Raw genomic sequence first — 15,556 nt, 5'->3', positions numbered from 1 at the left:
CGGTCATGACTAGGCGATCCGCGATAACTTCCGCGCAACCTCGGGTAATAACTGGACATTTACTCCATGAATCCACCCGCTAGTGCCTCTGTGTGCGCCGGAAAGTTATAACCCTTCACGCCCGGCGCAACTCCCCAAACAGAGTAATTTTCTAATAACCCCGGTACCTTAGCTTCGACACCCCTGGTTGGCATCTCCCTTGCTCAAAAAGCGTGGCCCGAACGGAGCACCACGAACGCCCGGCCTGATCCTCCCGCCCGAGGATTCCTTGAGAAGCCCCTGGACCAGCGGTAACCAGCCGCGCTGGCCAGCACCCATTCCATGCACGAGGAGAAGGAGAAGCACCGATGAAAAAGAACAAACTCACACTATGTATCATGGCCGGGATGGTGCTCGGTATCCTGGTAGGCTACGCCTGCAATGTGAGCGTCAACGCGGCTGACGCGAAGGAAGTCGCGGGGTACTTCTCCATGGTGACCGACATCTTCCTGCGGCTGATCAAGATGATCATCGGCCCGCTGGTGTTCGCTACCCTGGTCTCCGGCATCGCCGGGATGGGCGACTCCAAGGCGGTCGGCCGCATCGGCGTCAAGGCGCTTGGCTGGTTCCTCTGCGCCTCCCTCTCCTCGCTTTTCATCGGTATGCTCTTCGTCAACGTCCTGCAGCCGGGACACGCCATGAACCTGGCACTCCCCGCCGCAGGCGCCGCAACCAACCTCAAGACCTCGTCGCTCAACCTCAAGGATTTCGTCACCCACGTCTTCCCGAAGAGCTTCTTCGAGGCAATGTCGCAGAACGAGATCCTCCAGATCCTGGTCTTCTCGGTCTTCTTCGGGTTCGCCATCGGCTCTCTGAAAAAGGAGCAGAACCGCACCATCCTGAAATTCGTGAGCGAACTCGGGCATGTCATGCTGAAGGTGACCGACTACGTCATGTGGGTTGCCCCGCTGGGGGTCTTCGCCGCGGTCGCCTCGGTCATCACCGTGCAGGGTCTCGGGGTGCTCCTCACCTACGGGAAGTTCATCTCCGGCTTCTACCTTTCCCTGGCGGCCCTTTGGATGGTCCTGATCGCCGCCGGCGCAGTCGTCCTCAGGGGGCGCACCATTCCGCTTCTCAAGATGATCCAGGAACCGATGCTGATCGCCTTCTCCACCGCGAGCTCCGAGGCCGCCTATCCTAAGACCCTCGAGCAGCTGAAGCGCTTCGGCGTCTCCGACAAGATCGCCGGCTTCGTACTGCCGCTCGGTTACTCCTTCAACCTCGACGGCTCCATGATCTACCAGGCCTTCGCCATGATCTTCATCGCCCAGGCCTTCAACGTCGAGCTCTCGATCTCGAAGCAGATCACCATCCTCCTGGTCCTCATGGTGACCAGCAAGGGTATGGCCGGGGTCGCCCGCGCCTCCCTCGTCGTGGTGGCGGCGACCCTCCCGATGTTCAACCTTCCCGAGGCGGGCCTGCTGCTCATCATGGGGATCGACCAGTTCCTCGACATGGGGCGCACCGCGACCAACGTGATCGGTAACTCCATCGCCACCGCGGTGGTTGCCAAGTGGGAGGGTGGCCTTGCCGAAGCAGGCGCGCTCGAAGACGAGGCCGCGGAGGACGACGATCTCTTTGCCATTCCCGATCCGGTGGCCGACTAGCCGGGGCCACCTCCCTTAAAATTTGAGTAGCTTAGCGGAAAGGGGGTGCCTGAGAAGGCGCCCCCTTTCCGCATTTCTGCACCATTACTCCCACCATTTCTTCGGGAAGGAGGAGTGGCCGATGCTGATTCGATGACTGTTTTTCATGGATGCCGTTTAAGTGGTTGATTGCCGTCCTGATAGGAGAAAAGTAACCGGGCTGTAAGAAGATAGAGCATAATCGTTAACAAATTATAAATTGATAATCTTTCTTTTCTTCACTTAACTTAACCCCCCAATATGCCGATTAATTTAAACGGTTGCACCGATAACTCCAGTCACTGTACCCAGAGCTATGACAGAGGAGGCAGTATGTTCACCCGCATGAAGATTGCTGTTCGGCTTTCGCTTGGATTCGGCCTGTTATTGTTATTGACCATCGTGGTCGCCGCCACCGGATACTGGGGCGCCAGCAGCATCAATCGCGAGGTCGGCAAAGATCTCGACAGCGACGGTGTCATCGCCCAGCACGCAGGCCGGGCACGGGCCAACATCCTGGGGCTCCGGCGTTACGAAAAGGACGTCATCCTCAACTGCGCTTCGCCCGAAAAGGTGCAGGAGTATTACAAGAAGTGGAAGGAAGAGGAGGAGAAGGTCGAGCAGCGGATGCAGACGCTGGAGAAGGTAGCGGTGGATCCGAAAGACCGTGAGACGGTGAAGGCCCTCCGTGGCGACCTGTCCACCTACCGTGCCGGCTTTCCCAAGGTTTACCAGGCCATCGTGCAAGGAAAGATAACCACCCCTGTCGCGGGCAACCAGGCCATGGGAGAGTATAAAGACGCCATCCACAACATGGAAGCGACCGCCTCCGATTTCGCGATCGACGGATACAAGCGGCTCGATGGACTCAAGGGGGCGATCGGGAAGAAGGTGTCGAGCGTGGTGACGACCTTGGCCATCCTGGTCCTCATCGTGATGGTGGCCGGCGTGGCCACCGCGATCTTCCTTTCCCGCAAGATCTCCGGGATCCTCAAGTCCCTCGTCCAGGAGGTGGACCGCCTTTCCGACGCGGCCATCAACGGTCAATTGAGCGCCCGCGGCGACACCGAGAAGATCGACTTCGAGTTCCGCGGTATCGTCGAGGGGATGAACCGGACCCTCGATGCGGTGATCGGCCCCCTGCACATGGCGGCGGGCTACGTGGACCGCATCTCCAAGGGAGACATGCCCCCGAAGATCACCGACCAGTACAAGGGTGACTTCAACGAGATCAAGAACAACCTCAACAGCGCCATCGACAACATCAACCTCCTCATAGACGACGCCAACAAGCTCGCCGAGGCGGCCCTGAGGGGCAATCTCGCGGTCCGGGCGGACGCCACCCGCCACAACGGCGACTACCGCAAGATCGTCGAGGGGGTCAACAGCACTCTCGACGCGGTCATCACCCCCCTCAAGATGGCAGCGGACTACGTGGAGAAGATCTCCAAGGGGATCATCCCTCCCGCCATTGCCGACAATTACGAGGGGGATTTCAACCACATCAAGAACAACCTCAACGTGCTGATCGGCGCAACCAACGGGATCACCGCCGCCGCCAAGGAGATCGCCGACGGAAACCTGATGGTGGAACTGAAGGAGCGCTCGCCCCAGGACGAGCTGATGCAGGCGCTCGCGGCCATGGTTGCCAAGCTGGTCGAGGTGGTGGGGGAGGTCAAGGCCTCTTCCAACAACGTCGCCTCCGGCAGCGACCAGCTCTCGGCCGGAGCTCAGCAGCTATCCCAGGGAGCCTCCGAGCAGGCAGCCTCTGCGGAAGAGGTCTCCTCCTCGATGGAAGAGATGACCGCCAACATCAGGCAAAACGCCGACAACGCGCAGCAGACCGAGAAGATCGCGGTGAAGCTGGCGGTCGACGCCCGCGAGGGTGGTAAGGCGGTCAACGAGACGGTCAAGGCGATGAACGACATCGCCGCCAAGATCTCCATCGTCGAAGAGATCGCGCGCCAGACCAACCTCCTGGCGCTCAATGCCGCTATCGAGGCGGCCCGGGCCGGGGAGCACGGCAAGGGATTCGCGGTGGTCGCCTCCGAAGTGAGAAAGTTAGCCGAGCGGAGCCAGAAAGCGGCGGCCGAGATCTCGGAGCTCTCCATCTCCAGCGTCCAGGTCGCCGAGCACGCCGGATCCCTCCTGGCCAACATCCTCCCCGATGTCCAGAAAACGGCGGAACTGGTGCAGGAGATCAGCGCCTCCAGCCGGGAGCAGGACTCCGGTGCCGAACAGATCAACAAGGCGATCCAGCAGCTCGACCAGGTCATCCAGCAAAACGCCGGGTCGTCGGAGGAGATGGCCTCGACCGCGGAGGAGCTGTCGTCGCAGTCGGAGAAACTGCAGTCGATGATCGCCTTCTTCCGGATCGACGACTTCCGGGTCGCCCAGCGGGCCCGGCGGCAGCTCCCCAGGGAGTCCCTGTCCGAGCCCAAGCTGACCATGTCGGCCAAACGCGACAAGCCCCAGGCGAGAAAGCCGCAGGCGGCCTCCGGCGGCGGACACCACCTGGTGCTGGAGGACGAGGAAGACCAGGGATTCGAGAAGTTCTGATAGGCCGGGAACCGGCGATGCTGACAACGAGGGGTGCTCTTCCGAGGGGGCACCCCTCTCTTTTTGTCCCGGCAGGGGGGGCGGCAGCGATGAGCTGCGGTATACGCAGCACTGTCACATCAAATTGGTTTGACTCTGTTAGTAAAAAAAAGTAACGTAGCCGGGATTATCTGAAGGAGTGTATGCATGTTACGAGCGCGGCTCTACCTCCTTTTCATGGTCCCCTTCACCCTCTTCTGCTCCTTCCTGGCTGTCATCGGCGGCCTGCTCGGCGGTAGCGAGAAGCTGGCGCATGCGGTGGCCAAGTTCTGGAGTCGCGGGATGCTCACGGTGGCCCGCATAAAGCTCGAGGTGGACGGCCTCGAAAACGTTCCCACGGACGGCCCGGTGATCTACATGGGGAACCACCAGGGGAACTTCGACATCAACGCCCTTTCCCTCGCCATTCCGCGCCTCTTCTCCTGGGTCGCCAAGGAAGAGCTCTTCCGGATACCGCTCTTCGGTGCCGCCATGAGGCGCGCCGGCTACATCCCCCTGGACCGCAGCGACGGACGGAAGGCGCTCAAGAGCATGAAGCTGGCGGCCGAGAGGATCGCGGCCGGCGCCAGCGTGGTGATCTTCCCCGAGGGGACGAGGACCAAGGACGGGCACCTGCTCCCCTTCAAGAGGGGGGCCTTCATGCTGGCGATCCGGGCCGGCGTCCCGGTGGTTCCCTTCACCATCAACGGGAGCCGGGCGATCAACCCCGCCAACCGTATCGAGCTCTATCCGGGGACCATCAGGATCAGTTTTGCCCCGCCGCTTCCTTCGGCCGGGGTGCCGGAAGGCGAGCTGCTGGAAAAGGTGCGCGAGGCGATCGCCGCGAGGCTGGAGGTTTAGTGCAATGACGATACTGTATCTGGCTATGGTGGTGGCGGGGATCGGGATGATCTGCTGGGGACTCCCGGCCTCGCACCGTATGAAGACTCCCTACGACGCATTGGCGGCCCTGGCCGTCCTGGTGGGGGTGGTGGTCGGCCTCCTCGGGGCTCTGCTGGCCGCCGATCCCGGATTCTTCAAGAGTTAGGGGGCTTCCCCCGGGAAACGATATGGAAAACGCTAAGACAATAGCAGTGAACGTGGTGGCCGCACTGGTCATAGGCCTGGTGATGACCTCGGGAGCGGTGCTGTACCGGCAAAACGCCCTCTACGCCAAGGGCGAGCGGGCGGCAACCGGCGGGTATGGCGGATGGGATTTCCCCTCCGCGGTGGCGGGGTATGAAGCCGCCATCCACATGTACGTCCCCGGCTCCCCGCTGGTGGAGAAAAGCGCCGCCAAGCTCTGGGAGATGGGGCAGCTCTGCGAACAAAACGGCGACGCGACCCGGGCACTCATCGCCTACCGCTCGCTGAGGAGCTCGTTCTACGCCGTCACCTGGTTGACCACGCCCGGCAAGAGCTACATCGACCGCTGCGACGCCCGCATTGCTCAGCTGGTCAAGGTGCAGGGCGGCAAATAAGGACCTAAGTTCTACGTTCGATGTTCTCGACTCTATGCTAACGACGAAGAACCCGGCGGATGGAGGCGAAAGCGCATTAACGTAGAATCTGGAACATTCCTGAGGAAGTGAATTGGAAGAAGAAGTAACCACAACAGCCACGGTAAGCGGCCTTAAGTTCGTGGCCTTAGGAGGCCTCGGCGAGATCGGCCTCAACATGGCCGCCTTCGAGTACGGCGACGACATCGTCATCGTCGACTGCGGCCTGATGTTCCCCGAACCGTACATGCTCGGGATCGACGTCGTGATCCCCGACATCTCCTACCTCCTGGAGCGGGCCGACAAGGTGCGGGCCATTCTCCTCACCCACGGCCACGAGGACCACATCGGGGCACTCCCCTATGTCCTGCGGGACCTCAATCCCCCTATCTTCGGCACCGCACTCACCCTTGGCCTCGTCAAGGAGAAGCTCAAGGAGTTCGACCTCGACCAGAAGGTGGACCTCCGGGTGGTCCGGCCGCGCGAGAAGGTGATCCTCGGCGAGTTCTGCGTGGAGTTCATCAGGGTCGCCCATTCCATCGTGGATGGCTGCGCGCTGGCCATCAGGTCGCCGGAAGGGGTGGTGATCCACTCGGGCGACTTCAAGCTCGACCAGACCCCGGTGGACGGGGAGCTGACCGACCTGGCGACCTTCTCCCGCTACGGAGAGGAGGGGGTACTGGCCTTTTTCGCCGACTCCACCAACGTGGAGCGCGAGGGGTACACCCTTTCCGAACGGCTGGTGGGCGAGGCCTTCGCCGAGATCTTCCCCCGTTGCAGCGGAAGGGTCATCGTGGCCGCCTTCTCGAGCAACATCCACCGCGTGCAGCAGGTGGTCGACGCCGCCCGGAAGACCGGGAGAAAGGTCCTTCTAAACGGCCGCTCCATGATCGCCAACGTGCAGATCGCCCGCGAGCTCGGCTACCTGAGGATCCCCGACGATATCCTGATCGATCTGAAGGAGATGCCGCGGCTTCCCAAGGAGGAGGTCTGCATGATCACCACCGGGAGCCAGGGCGAGCCGATGAGCGCGCTGACCCGGATCGCGATGGACGATCACAAGCAGATCAAGGTCGAGGAGGGGGACACCGTGATCCTCTCCTCCCGCTTCATCCCCGGGAACGAGAAGACCATCTCGGATCTCATCAACCACCTCTACCGCCGGGGCGCCGAGGTGATCCACGAGAAGGTCTCCGAGGTCCACGTCTCCGGCCATGCCAGCCAGGAGGAGCTGAAGCTTCTGCACAACCTGGTGCGGCCGCGCTTCTTCGTCCCGGTGCATGGCGAGTACCGCCACCTGGTCAAGCACGCCCAGCTCGCCCAGCGGGTCGGGACTCCGAAGGAGCGGACCATCCTGGCGGTCAACGGGGACATCATCCTGTTCGACCGCGGCGAGGCGCTGATCGCCGACCACATCGAGACCGGCCGGGTCTTCGTCGACGGCAAGGGGGTGGGGGACGTCGGCAACGTGGTGCTGAAGGACCGGAAACACCTCTCCGAGGACGGCATGGTGGTGGTGATCATCGGCATCAACCAGACTTCCGGCGAGATCATCTACGGCCCCGACATCGTCTCGCGCGGCTTCGTCTTCGAGGACGAGAGCCAGCAGTATCTCGACGAGGCGAAGAAGGTGGTGCTCGACACCCTGGCCCTGGTCAACACCGAAGTGCTGACCGACTGGAGCGAGGTGAAGCTGGAAGTCCGCCGGGTGCTGCGCCGCTTCTTCAACAAGACCATCGAGCGCCGCCCGGTAATCCTCCCGCTGGTACTGGAAATGTAAGGCGAAATCCCCCCTGTCCCCCCTTTTTCAAAGGGGGGGACCGCCCCGCCGTCTTTGTGAGGGGGGCAAGCAATTAAGTCCCCCTTTGAAAAAGGGGGATTTAGGGGGATTTGGTTTCGGAGGCCGTATGGAGCGCTATCGTCGTGACCTGAAGCGTCCCGCCCGGAACTTAAGAAACCATCTGACAGAGGCAGAGCAACACCTTTGGCACAGATTGAAGCACAAGCAGTTAGATGGCTTGATCTTCTATCGGCAGAAGCCATTACTTAACTACATCGTCGATTTTTATTGCCCGAAGGCAAAGCTGGTTGTCGAACTTGACGGGGCTCAGCATTTTGAGCAAGAACCAATGCAAAAAGATGCTGCACGCGATGAGGCGCTTGCTGCCCTTAACTTGAGGGTTCTTCGTTTCGATGACCGGCAGGTGCTAACGGAAACCGACGGAGTGCTTGAGGCCATTAGCGAAGCAGCGAGGGGGCGGGTAAAGGAATAAAGCCAAATCCCCCCTGTCCCCCCTTTTTCAAAGGGGGGGACGTATAGCAGTATTTTGGGTGCAAACAATGGCAACGACGGACGAACAAAAACTAGAAAAGAAGGACAAGGTAACCAAGGAGATGAAGGGGATGGCCCTCGGGGCCGCCGGCATCTTCCTCCTGGTGGCACTTCTCTCCTTCAATGGCGAGGACCTCTCCTTCAACAGCGCCTCCAACGCAGCCGCCATCCACAACCTGGGCGGTTCCTTCGGGGCGCAGGTGGCCGATCTCCTCTTGCAGCTTTTGGGGCTCGCCTCCTATCTCTTCCCGATCACCCTCATCTACCACGCCTACCGCTCCTTCACCTCGGATCCCATCCGCTTCCGTCCCTACAAGGCGGTGGGCTACAGTCTGCTGGTGCTGTCCGTCTCGGGGCTCTTCGCCTTCAACCTCCAGTTCACCGAACTGATGAGCCAGCGGGTCCCGACCGGCGGCTTCATCGGCTACCAGTTCGCCTCCTTCTTGAAGAGCGCCGTCGGTAAGGTCGGTGCCATCCTGGTGCTCCTCCCGATGCTGGCCGCGGCCGCCATGCTGCTGTCGCGTTTCTCCTTCGTCCTCTTCGCCAGCTGGTGGGGGACCGCCCTCCGTGACCGCTGGGCGCGTTACCAGGAGCGCCGTGCCATCAACCGCGAGCTGATGGAGAAGGAAGCGCCCAAGGGGGAGAAGCCCAAGTCGCAGTCGGCGCCGGTCATCAAACCTGCCGCGGCAGCGCCCCCGGTCAACGCGGTGGCCGCCAAGAAGGAGAAGAAGAAGGACGAGAAGAAGGCGGCTCCCATCCAGGAGGCCTTCGAGTTCATCAAGGCGGACGGAAACTACCGGACTCCCCCCCTGTCGCTACTCGATCCTCCCCCGGAGGGTACCAAGCGCCAGGACCGCGAGACCCTGACCATGAACGCCCGGCTGGTGGAGAAGAAGCTCCGCGACTTCGGCGTGGAAGGGGAGGTGGTGGAGATCTGCCCCGGCCCGGTCATCACCATGTACGAGTTCGCCCCCGGCCCCGGCATCAAGGTGAGCAGGATCGCCGGCCTCTCGGACGACCTCTCCATGGCGCTGCAGGCCCATTCGATCCGCATCGTGGCTCCGATCCCCGGCAAAGGGGTGGTCGGCATCGAGCTCCCCAACCGCGACCGCGAGATGGTCTCCCTGAAGGAGATCTTCAACTCCGAGGAGTTCCACAAAGGTAAGATGAAGCTCCCGATGGCCCTCGGCAAGGACATCGCCGGCAACCCGCTGGTGACCGACCTGGCCAAGATGCCGCACCTCCTGGTGGCCGGTGCCACCGGCTCTGGTAAATCGGTCGCCATCAACACCATGATCCTGTCGCTCCTCTATACCTCCACCCCCAACGACGTCAGGATCATCATGGTGGACCCGAAGATGCTGGAACTCTCGGTCTACGAGGGGATCCCGCACCTGCTGCTGCCGGTCGTCACCAATCCGAAGAAAGCCTCGCTGGCACTAAAGTGGGCGGTCGAGGAGATGGGGCGGCGTTATCGGCTCATGAGCGACAAGGGGGTCCGAAACATCGACTCCTACAACCGCGAGCTGGAGAAGAGCGAGAAGGAGCAGGCCGAGCGGGAGGCGGAGCGGGAAGCCGAGCGTGCCAAGGGCGTGGTGGTCCTCGAGGAGGCCGACGAGGTCGACGACACCGACGACATGGAGGCGCGCGAGGCGGCTATCCAGGCCTTCCTGGAGAAGGAAGACCAGCTGGAGCATGGCCATCTCCCCTACATCGTGGTCATCGTCGACGAGCTCGCCGACCTCATGATGGTCGCCGGCCGCGAGATCGAGGAATCCATCGCCCGTCTTGCCCAGATGGCCCGCGCCGCCGGCATCCACCTGATCCTCGCCACCCAGCGCCCGTCCGTCGACGTCATCACCGGTCTCATCAAGGCGAACTTCCCGGCCAGGATCTCCTTCCAGGTCTCTTCCAAGATCGACTCCCGGACCATCCTCGACGGTAACGGCGCCGAGTCGCTTCTGGGGATGGGGGACATGCTCTTCCTGCCGCCGGGGACCTCGAAGATGCTCCGCTCCCACGGCGCCTTCGTCTCCGACACCGAGGTGCAGCGGGTGGTGGAGTTCCTGAAGAAGCAGGGGAAGCCGGTCTACGAGAAGTCCATCCTCGAGATGAAGTCCTCGGACGAGAAGGAGGACGGCGGCGACGAAGAAGAGATCGACGAGCGTTACGACGACGCGCTGGCGTTGGTGGCCGAGACCAAGCAGGCTTCCATCTCCATGATCCAGCGCAGGCTGCGGATCGGCTACAACCGGGCCGCCCGCATCATCGAGAAGATGGAGCAGGAAGGTGTGGTCGGCCCCTCCGACGGCACCAGCAAACCGCGGGAAGTTTTTATCAACAAGATCTAGCCACCCTCAGGAGGAGCAATGACCCCCAAATGTCGCAGTGGCAACCTGGCCCACTTCGCGGTTACCATCATCGGCAAGGACCGCCCCGGCATCGTGGCCGACACCGCCGAGGTCCTCTTTACCCTCGGCTGCAACGTGGAGGACTCGAGCTGCACCATGCTCGGCGGCGAGTTCGCCATGATCCTGATCGTCTCGCACACCAAGCCGTTCGCCAAGAAGCAGCTGGAGGCGGAGTTCGCCGCCAAGGTCCAGGAGCGCGGGCTCTCGACCTTTGTCCGGTCGCTCAAGGATGACGAGGTCTGCTACCAGAAGCCTGCCGGCGAGCTTTGCCTGATCTCGGTCTATGGCAGCGACCAGCCGGGCATCGTCTACCGGGTCACCCGCGAGCTGGCCGACCGCGGCGTGAACATCAACGACCTCAACACCAAGCTGGTGGGAACCCCCACCGAGCCGGTCTACGTGATGATGATCGAGGCCGTTCTTCCGGAGGAGATGTCGGTGGACGAAGCCTCTCTGCTGCTGGAAAAATTGAAAAAGGAGTTGAGCGTGGAGATCTCGGTGCGTCTCATCACACCGGTCTCCTTCTGATATGGCCGTACAACCCATCCTCATCTATCCGAACCCCATCCTGAAGATGCAGGCGTGGACGGTGGAACACTTCGACGACGAGCTCAGGCAGCTGATCGAGGACCTGGTCGACACCATGCGTGCCGGGCCGGGCTCCGTCGGCGTTGCCGCTCCCCAGATCGGTGTCTCCTCCAGGGTCTGCGTCATCGACGTCTCCAACAACCGTCACGGCAAGGACAACAATCACGGTCTGCTGCTGATGGTCAACCCTGAGATCGTGGCCCGAAGCGGCGCGGCCGTCATGCGGGAGGGGTGTATGAGCGTCCCCGACTACACCGGCGACGTCGAGCGTGCCACCGAGGTCACCGTCCGCTTCACCGAGCCCGACGGCAATGTCCGCGAGTTCACCGCCACCGGCTTCGAAGCGGTCGCCATCCAGCACGAGATGGACCACCTGGACGGCTTCCTCTTCCTGGACCGCATCACCTCGCTGAAGACCGGCCTCTTCAGGAGAAAAAGCTACAAGTAGCGCATCACCTCCTCCCCCCTTTGAAAAAGGGGGGGCGGGGGGGATTTAGTTTGCTGGCTCCTGCCGCAGGTGAACCGAAATCCCCCTAAATCCCCCTTTTGCAAAGGGGGACTTCATGTCTTCAGGGGCTCCTTCCATGAAATGGCTTCTCATGCTGTCCGCCGGGCTCTACCTGGTCTCCTGCCGGCGCATCGTCTTCGCGGCGGCCACCGCCTGCGAGCTGGCCTACCTTGCCGGCCGCGGCCTCGCACTCGGCCGTCTTCCCCTCATCGGCCCTCAGGACACCCTGGCTTTTCTCGCCTGCTCGGTGGGGCTCATGGCGCTCCCCTTCATCTTCTCCAGGCAGTTGAAGGACGATAATGTCTTCTGCTGGAGCTGCGGCGGCCTCGCCGCGCTCTTCTCGCTGCTGGCGCTCCCCTTCCCGACCCTCAACATGCCGCTTCCCCCGGTGCTCGACACCATGTGGTTCGAGCTGCACGTTGCGCTCGCCTTCTTCTCCTACGCCCTTTTCGGCGTGGCGGCGCTTTTGGGCGGTTTCTTCCTCTCCCGCGGCAGCCGCTACCTCCTCGACCTCCAGTACCGCGCCGCCCTGGTCGGCTACTCCTTCTTCTCCTTCTCGATGGTCTCGGGAGGGATCTGGGGATACTACGCCTGGGGGACTTACTGGCTCTGGACGCCGAAGGAGCTCTGGACCTCCATCCTCTGGCTCTTCTACTCCATGTACCTCCACCTGAGGATCAAGGGGCAGGAGTGGGACCGGATGTTCGCCTGCCTCGGGATCGTCGGCTTCCTGATCTCCATCTTTACCTACCTGGGCGTCAGCATGCTCATGCGTAGCTCGCACAGCTTTTAGGGGGAGGGTGCCATGCTGAAGACGATCTACCAACGCCTCACCTCGCTCAACCTCGGGCTCTGGCTGCTGACCTTCCTGATGGTCGCCCTGGCGCTTGGCTCCTTCTCTCCCGGAGGCGGCGAGAACTCCCGCATCAACGATCTCCCGCTCCTCATCTGGCTCCGCCATGCCCCGCTCTCCTACAGCTGGTGGCTTTGGCTGGCGGTCGCCCTGATGGCGGTACTAGCGCTGAACGCCATCCTCTGCTCCATCGAGGCCCTCAGGAAAAAGGGGCGGAGCATCGCTCCCCACCTGATGCACCTGGGCTTTCTCCTCATCGCGGTGGCGCACCTTGTGTCGGCCTCCGGCGGGATGAAGGACGTTCTGCAGGTCGGGGAGGGGACGGTAATCGGCTTTCCCGACCGTGAGCCGGTCCGGGTAGAGAAGATCAGCGGCGAGACCGACCAGTCCGGAATGCCCATCTCCTACCGCGCCGAGCTTCGCTTCGCCAACGGTGAGGTTGGGACCACCTCGCCCAATCATCCCTTCTTCCATAAAGGGTTCGGGATTTATGTGAAGCAGGTGGATCTCGGGCCGATGCCGATGGCCCTGATGGAGATCCACCGGGAGCCGGGGGCGCTTCCCGCCTTGGCTGGGGGACTCCTCTTCACGGTGGGGAACCTGATGCTCCTCGCCCAGCGGAGAAAACGCGAATAAAACCGGCCTGCCTCTTCTCCCCCCTTAGAAAAACGTTCGTGAATTTCGGGGAAGCTCAAAGTCCCCCTTTGAAAAAAGGGGATTTTGAGGGATTTCCCCTGCTGCAAACGTCACAAATCCCCCCTGTCCCCCCTTTTTCAAAGGGGGGGGCCTTGTATCCCCAGTATTTCCTGATGAGCCTAAAAAGGGGGGGGCTTGGCCCATTTTGTGGAGCACGACAAGCTAATAAAAAAAGGGCGCCCCCGAGGAGGCGCCCTTTTCCGTTTCTGTGCCGGCAGTTCCTACTTGAGGACCTTCACCGCCTTGATGATCACCGGAGTGGCCGGGACGTCGGCCATCCCGCGGCTGTAGCCGGTCTTGGTGGCGGCGATCTTGTCCACCACTTCCATGCCGGAGACGACCTTGCCGAAGACCGCGTAGCCGTACCCCATCTGGTTGTCCCGGTGGTTGAGGAAGTCGTTGTTCGCCACGTTGATGAAGAACTGCGACGTCGCCGAGTCGACGATCATGGTACGGGCCATGGCGAGGGTGCCGCGATCGTTCTTGAGCCCGTTGGTGGCCTCGTTCTTGATCGGCGGATCGGTCGGCTTGGGGGTGAGGTTCGCGTCCATGCCGCCACCCTGGATCATGAAGTTGGGGATGACGCGGTGGAAGACGGTCCCGCCGTAGAAACCTTTCTTGGCGTAATCGAGGAAATTTTTGACCGAGATCGGCGCTTCTTTCTGGAAGAGCTCGATCTTGATGTCGCCCATGTTCGTCTCGATGACCGCCATCGGGTTGTGGTCGGCAGCCACAGCGGTACCGGCGAAGCAAAGGAGCAGGGTAAGGAGGCACATCAGTTTTTTCAGCATGTTACGGTTCCCCTTTCTGGTTGGTTTGCGTGCCATTAATTTATAAGGCAATCCTCACTGGCGGTCAACCCTTAGCTTGATCTCCCGTTAACAAATGGTTGACAGATCAGGTGCCGCCGTGGAAAATGCCGTCTCATAAAATCCGGGGAGGTGGGTAGACTTGCAGATTCAATTTGGAACCGACGGCTGGCGAGGCGTCATAGCCGATACCTTTACCTTTGAAAATCTTTCCCTGGTGGCCCAGGCGACCATGGATTACCTGCACGCCGAGAAGCTGGCCGATAAGGGGCTGGTGATCGGCTACGACCGCCGCTTCCTCTCCAAGGAGTTCGCCGAATGCGTGGCCGGCATCGCGGCCGGCAACGGCATCAAGACCTGGCTTTGCGACGGCTACGCGCCGACTCCGGCCGTTTCCTGGGCGGTCTTCGAGAAGGGCGCCGGGGCCGGCATCATGATCACTGCCAGCCACAATCCCCCCCGCTACAACGGGTTCAAGGTCAAGGAATCCTTCGGCGGCTCGGCCCGCCCCTCCACCACCAAGGTGCTCGAGCGTATGGTGGCCGACAACCAGGCCAAGGGGCGCAAAGTGGTCTCGGTGAGCCTCGCCGACGCCAAGGCCTCCGGCGTGCTGCAGGCCTTCGACGCCGAAGGGGCCTACCTCGCCCAGCTCGGCAAGTACGTCGACCTGGAGCTCATCAACAAATCCGGGATCAAGGCGGTGGCCGACCCGATGTTCGGCGCCGGCTGCGGCTACCTGCCGCGCCTGGTCCCCGGCATCACCGAGATCCACGGCATCGAGAACCCGAGCTTCGGCGGCCATCCCCCCGAGCCGATCGCCGAGCACCTCGAAGAGCTCGCCTCCCTGGTACGCGATGGTAAATTCCAGGTCGGTCTCGCCCTCGACGGCGATGCGGACCGGATCGGCGCGGTCGACGAGACCGGCGAATTCTTCTCCTCCCACCGCATCTTCACCGTCCTTCTCCGTCACCTTTACGAGCGCAAAGGGGTACGGGGCGGCGTGGTCAAGACCGTCTCCACCACCCGGATGATCGACCTTTTGGCGGAGAAGTACGGCCTCAAGATCTTCGAGACCCCGATCGGCTTCAAGCACATCTGCGAGATGATGCTGGCCAACGACATCCTGATGGGTGGCGAGGAGTCCGGCGGCCTCGGCGTCAAGGGGCACATCCCCGAACGCGACGGCATCCTCATGGGACTTCTTCTCCTGGAGGCGATGGCCATGAGCGGTAAGGGGCTCCGCGCGCTCCTTAACGAGACCATGGACGAGATCGGGCACTTCCACTACGCCCGCATCGATCTCCCGATCGACAACACCTCGAAGCAGAAGCTGGTCAGCGACCTCTCCGCGGGAGGGATCTCCACCATCGCCGGGCACTCCGTGGTAGACACCAACTTCAGCGACGGCTTCAAGTACATCTTCGCCGACGGCGCGTGGCTGCTGATCCGCCCCTCCGGGACCGAGCCGGTCCTGAGGCTGTACAGCGAGGCGGGGGACCCGGCCAAGGTGGATCAGCTTCTCCAGGCCGCCCGCGGGATCGCCGGGGTGTAGCCGGATATCTCCACGGCATATTCCTTGAAATGGCAGTTGAGTTCTGCTATAGAGTATAATCCGCGTC

General features: G+C 61.9%; 14 protein-coding genes. 13 read left to right on the top strand and 1 reads right to left on the bottom strand.

Features of this window, described 5'->3' with window-relative positions:
- Window positions 1-347: 347 nt before the first annotated feature.
- The 12 genes from L4X63_RS03575 to L4X63_RS03520 all read left to right on the top strand — a co-directional run bounded on the left by L4X63_RS03575 (window position 348) and on the right by L4X63_RS03520 (window position 13,068).
- The gene (locus tag L4X63_RS03575; protein ID WP_250677216.1) at window positions 348-1,646 is read left to right on the top strand and encodes a dicarboxylate/amino acid:cation symporter; all 1,299 of its coding nucleotides are present in this window, start codon (window positions 348-350) and stop codon (window positions 1,644-1,646) included.
- A 351-nt stretch (window positions 1,647-1,997) separates the two neighbouring features.
- Window positions 1,998-4,223, top strand: coding sequence for a methyl-accepting chemotaxis protein (locus tag L4X63_RS03570; protein WP_250677215.1), 2,226 nt, complete (start codon window positions 1,998-2,000; stop codon window positions 4,221-4,223).
- A gap of 186 nt (window positions 4,224-4,409) precedes the next feature.
- Complete coding sequence (locus L4X63_RS03565) at window positions 4,410-5,102, top strand: lysophospholipid acyltransferase family protein (RefSeq protein ID WP_250677214.1); 693 nt, start codon at window positions 4,410-4,412, stop codon at window positions 5,100-5,102.
- A gap of 4 nt (window positions 5,103-5,106) precedes the next feature.
- Window positions 5,107-5,289 carry a hypothetical protein gene (locus L4X63_RS03560; RefSeq protein WP_250677213.1) on the top strand — a complete coding sequence of 61 codons (183 nt, stop codon included), beginning with the start codon at window positions 5,107-5,109 and terminating at the stop codon, window positions 5,287-5,289.
- 22 nt (window positions 5,290-5,311) lie between these two features.
- Window positions 5,312-5,722: a hypothetical protein gene (locus L4X63_RS03555; RefSeq protein WP_250677212.1), complete on the top strand. Its 411-nt coding sequence runs from the start codon at window positions 5,312-5,314 to the stop codon at window positions 5,720-5,722.
- 112 nt (window positions 5,723-5,834) lie between these two features.
- Window positions 5,835-7,520, top strand: a complete 1,686-nt coding sequence (locus L4X63_RS03550) for a ribonuclease J (protein WP_250677211.1) — start codon at window positions 5,835-5,837, stop codon at window positions 7,518-7,520.
- A 127-nt stretch (window positions 7,521-7,647) separates the two neighbouring features.
- On the top strand, window positions 7,648-8,013 hold the full coding sequence (locus L4X63_RS03545; protein ID WP_250677210.1) for an endonuclease domain-containing protein: 366 nt from the start codon (window positions 7,648-7,650) through the stop codon (window positions 8,011-8,013).
- 67 nt (window positions 8,014-8,080) lie between these two features.
- Window positions 8,081-10,423, top strand: coding sequence for a DNA translocase FtsK (locus L4X63_RS03540; RefSeq protein WP_250677209.1), 2,343 nt, complete (start codon window positions 8,081-8,083; stop codon window positions 10,421-10,423).
- An 18-nt stretch (window positions 10,424-10,441) separates the two neighbouring features.
- Window positions 10,442-11,011 carry a glycine cleavage system transcriptional repressor gene (locus tag L4X63_RS03535; RefSeq protein ID WP_250677208.1) on the top strand — a complete coding sequence of 190 codons (570 nt, stop codon included), beginning with the start codon at window positions 10,442-10,444 and terminating at the stop codon, window positions 11,009-11,011.
- 1 nt (window position 11,012) lies between these two features.
- Window positions 11,013-11,519 (top strand): peptide deformylase, encoded by a 507-nt coding sequence (gene def / locus L4X63_RS03530; protein WP_250677207.1) that lies wholly within the window; start codon window positions 11,013-11,015, stop codon window positions 11,517-11,519.
- A gap of 136 nt (window positions 11,520-11,655) precedes the next feature.
- Window positions 11,656-12,372: a cytochrome c biogenesis protein gene (locus tag L4X63_RS03525; protein WP_250677206.1), complete on the top strand. Its 717-nt coding sequence runs from the start codon at window positions 11,656-11,658 to the stop codon at window positions 12,370-12,372.
- Window positions 12,373-12,384: 12 nt separating this feature from the next.
- Window positions 12,385-13,068, top strand: coding sequence for a cytochrome c biogenesis protein ResB (locus L4X63_RS03520; RefSeq protein ID WP_250677205.1), 684 nt, complete (start codon window positions 12,385-12,387; stop codon window positions 13,066-13,068).
- Window positions 13,069-13,349: 281 nt separating this feature from the next.
- Here the strand turns inward: L4X63_RS03520 and L4X63_RS03515 are convergent, their stop codons facing one another.
- A complete protein-coding gene (locus L4X63_RS03515) occupies window positions 13,350-13,919 on the bottom strand; it encodes a peptidylprolyl isomerase (protein WP_250677204.1) in 570 nt (189 codons plus the stop codon).
- Window positions 13,920-14,079: 160 nt separating this feature from the next.
- Here L4X63_RS03515 and L4X63_RS03510 point away from each other — a divergent pair, with 160 nt between their 5' ends.
- Window positions 14,080-15,489: a phosphoglucomutase/phosphomannomutase family protein gene (locus tag L4X63_RS03510; protein WP_250677203.1), complete on the top strand. Its 1,410-nt coding sequence runs from the start codon at window positions 14,080-14,082 to the stop codon at window positions 15,487-15,489.
- Window positions 15,490-15,556 lie beyond the last annotated feature (67 nt).

The sequence above is a fragment of the Geomonas sp. Red32 genome (genome assembly GCF_023652955.1).
In the GTDB taxonomy this organism is placed as follows: domain Bacteria; phylum Desulfobacterota; class Desulfuromonadia; order Geobacterales; family Geobacteraceae; genus Geomonas.
Note: the sequence above shows the minus strand (reverse complement) of the source record. Positions and strands in the feature narration are given on the sequence as shown.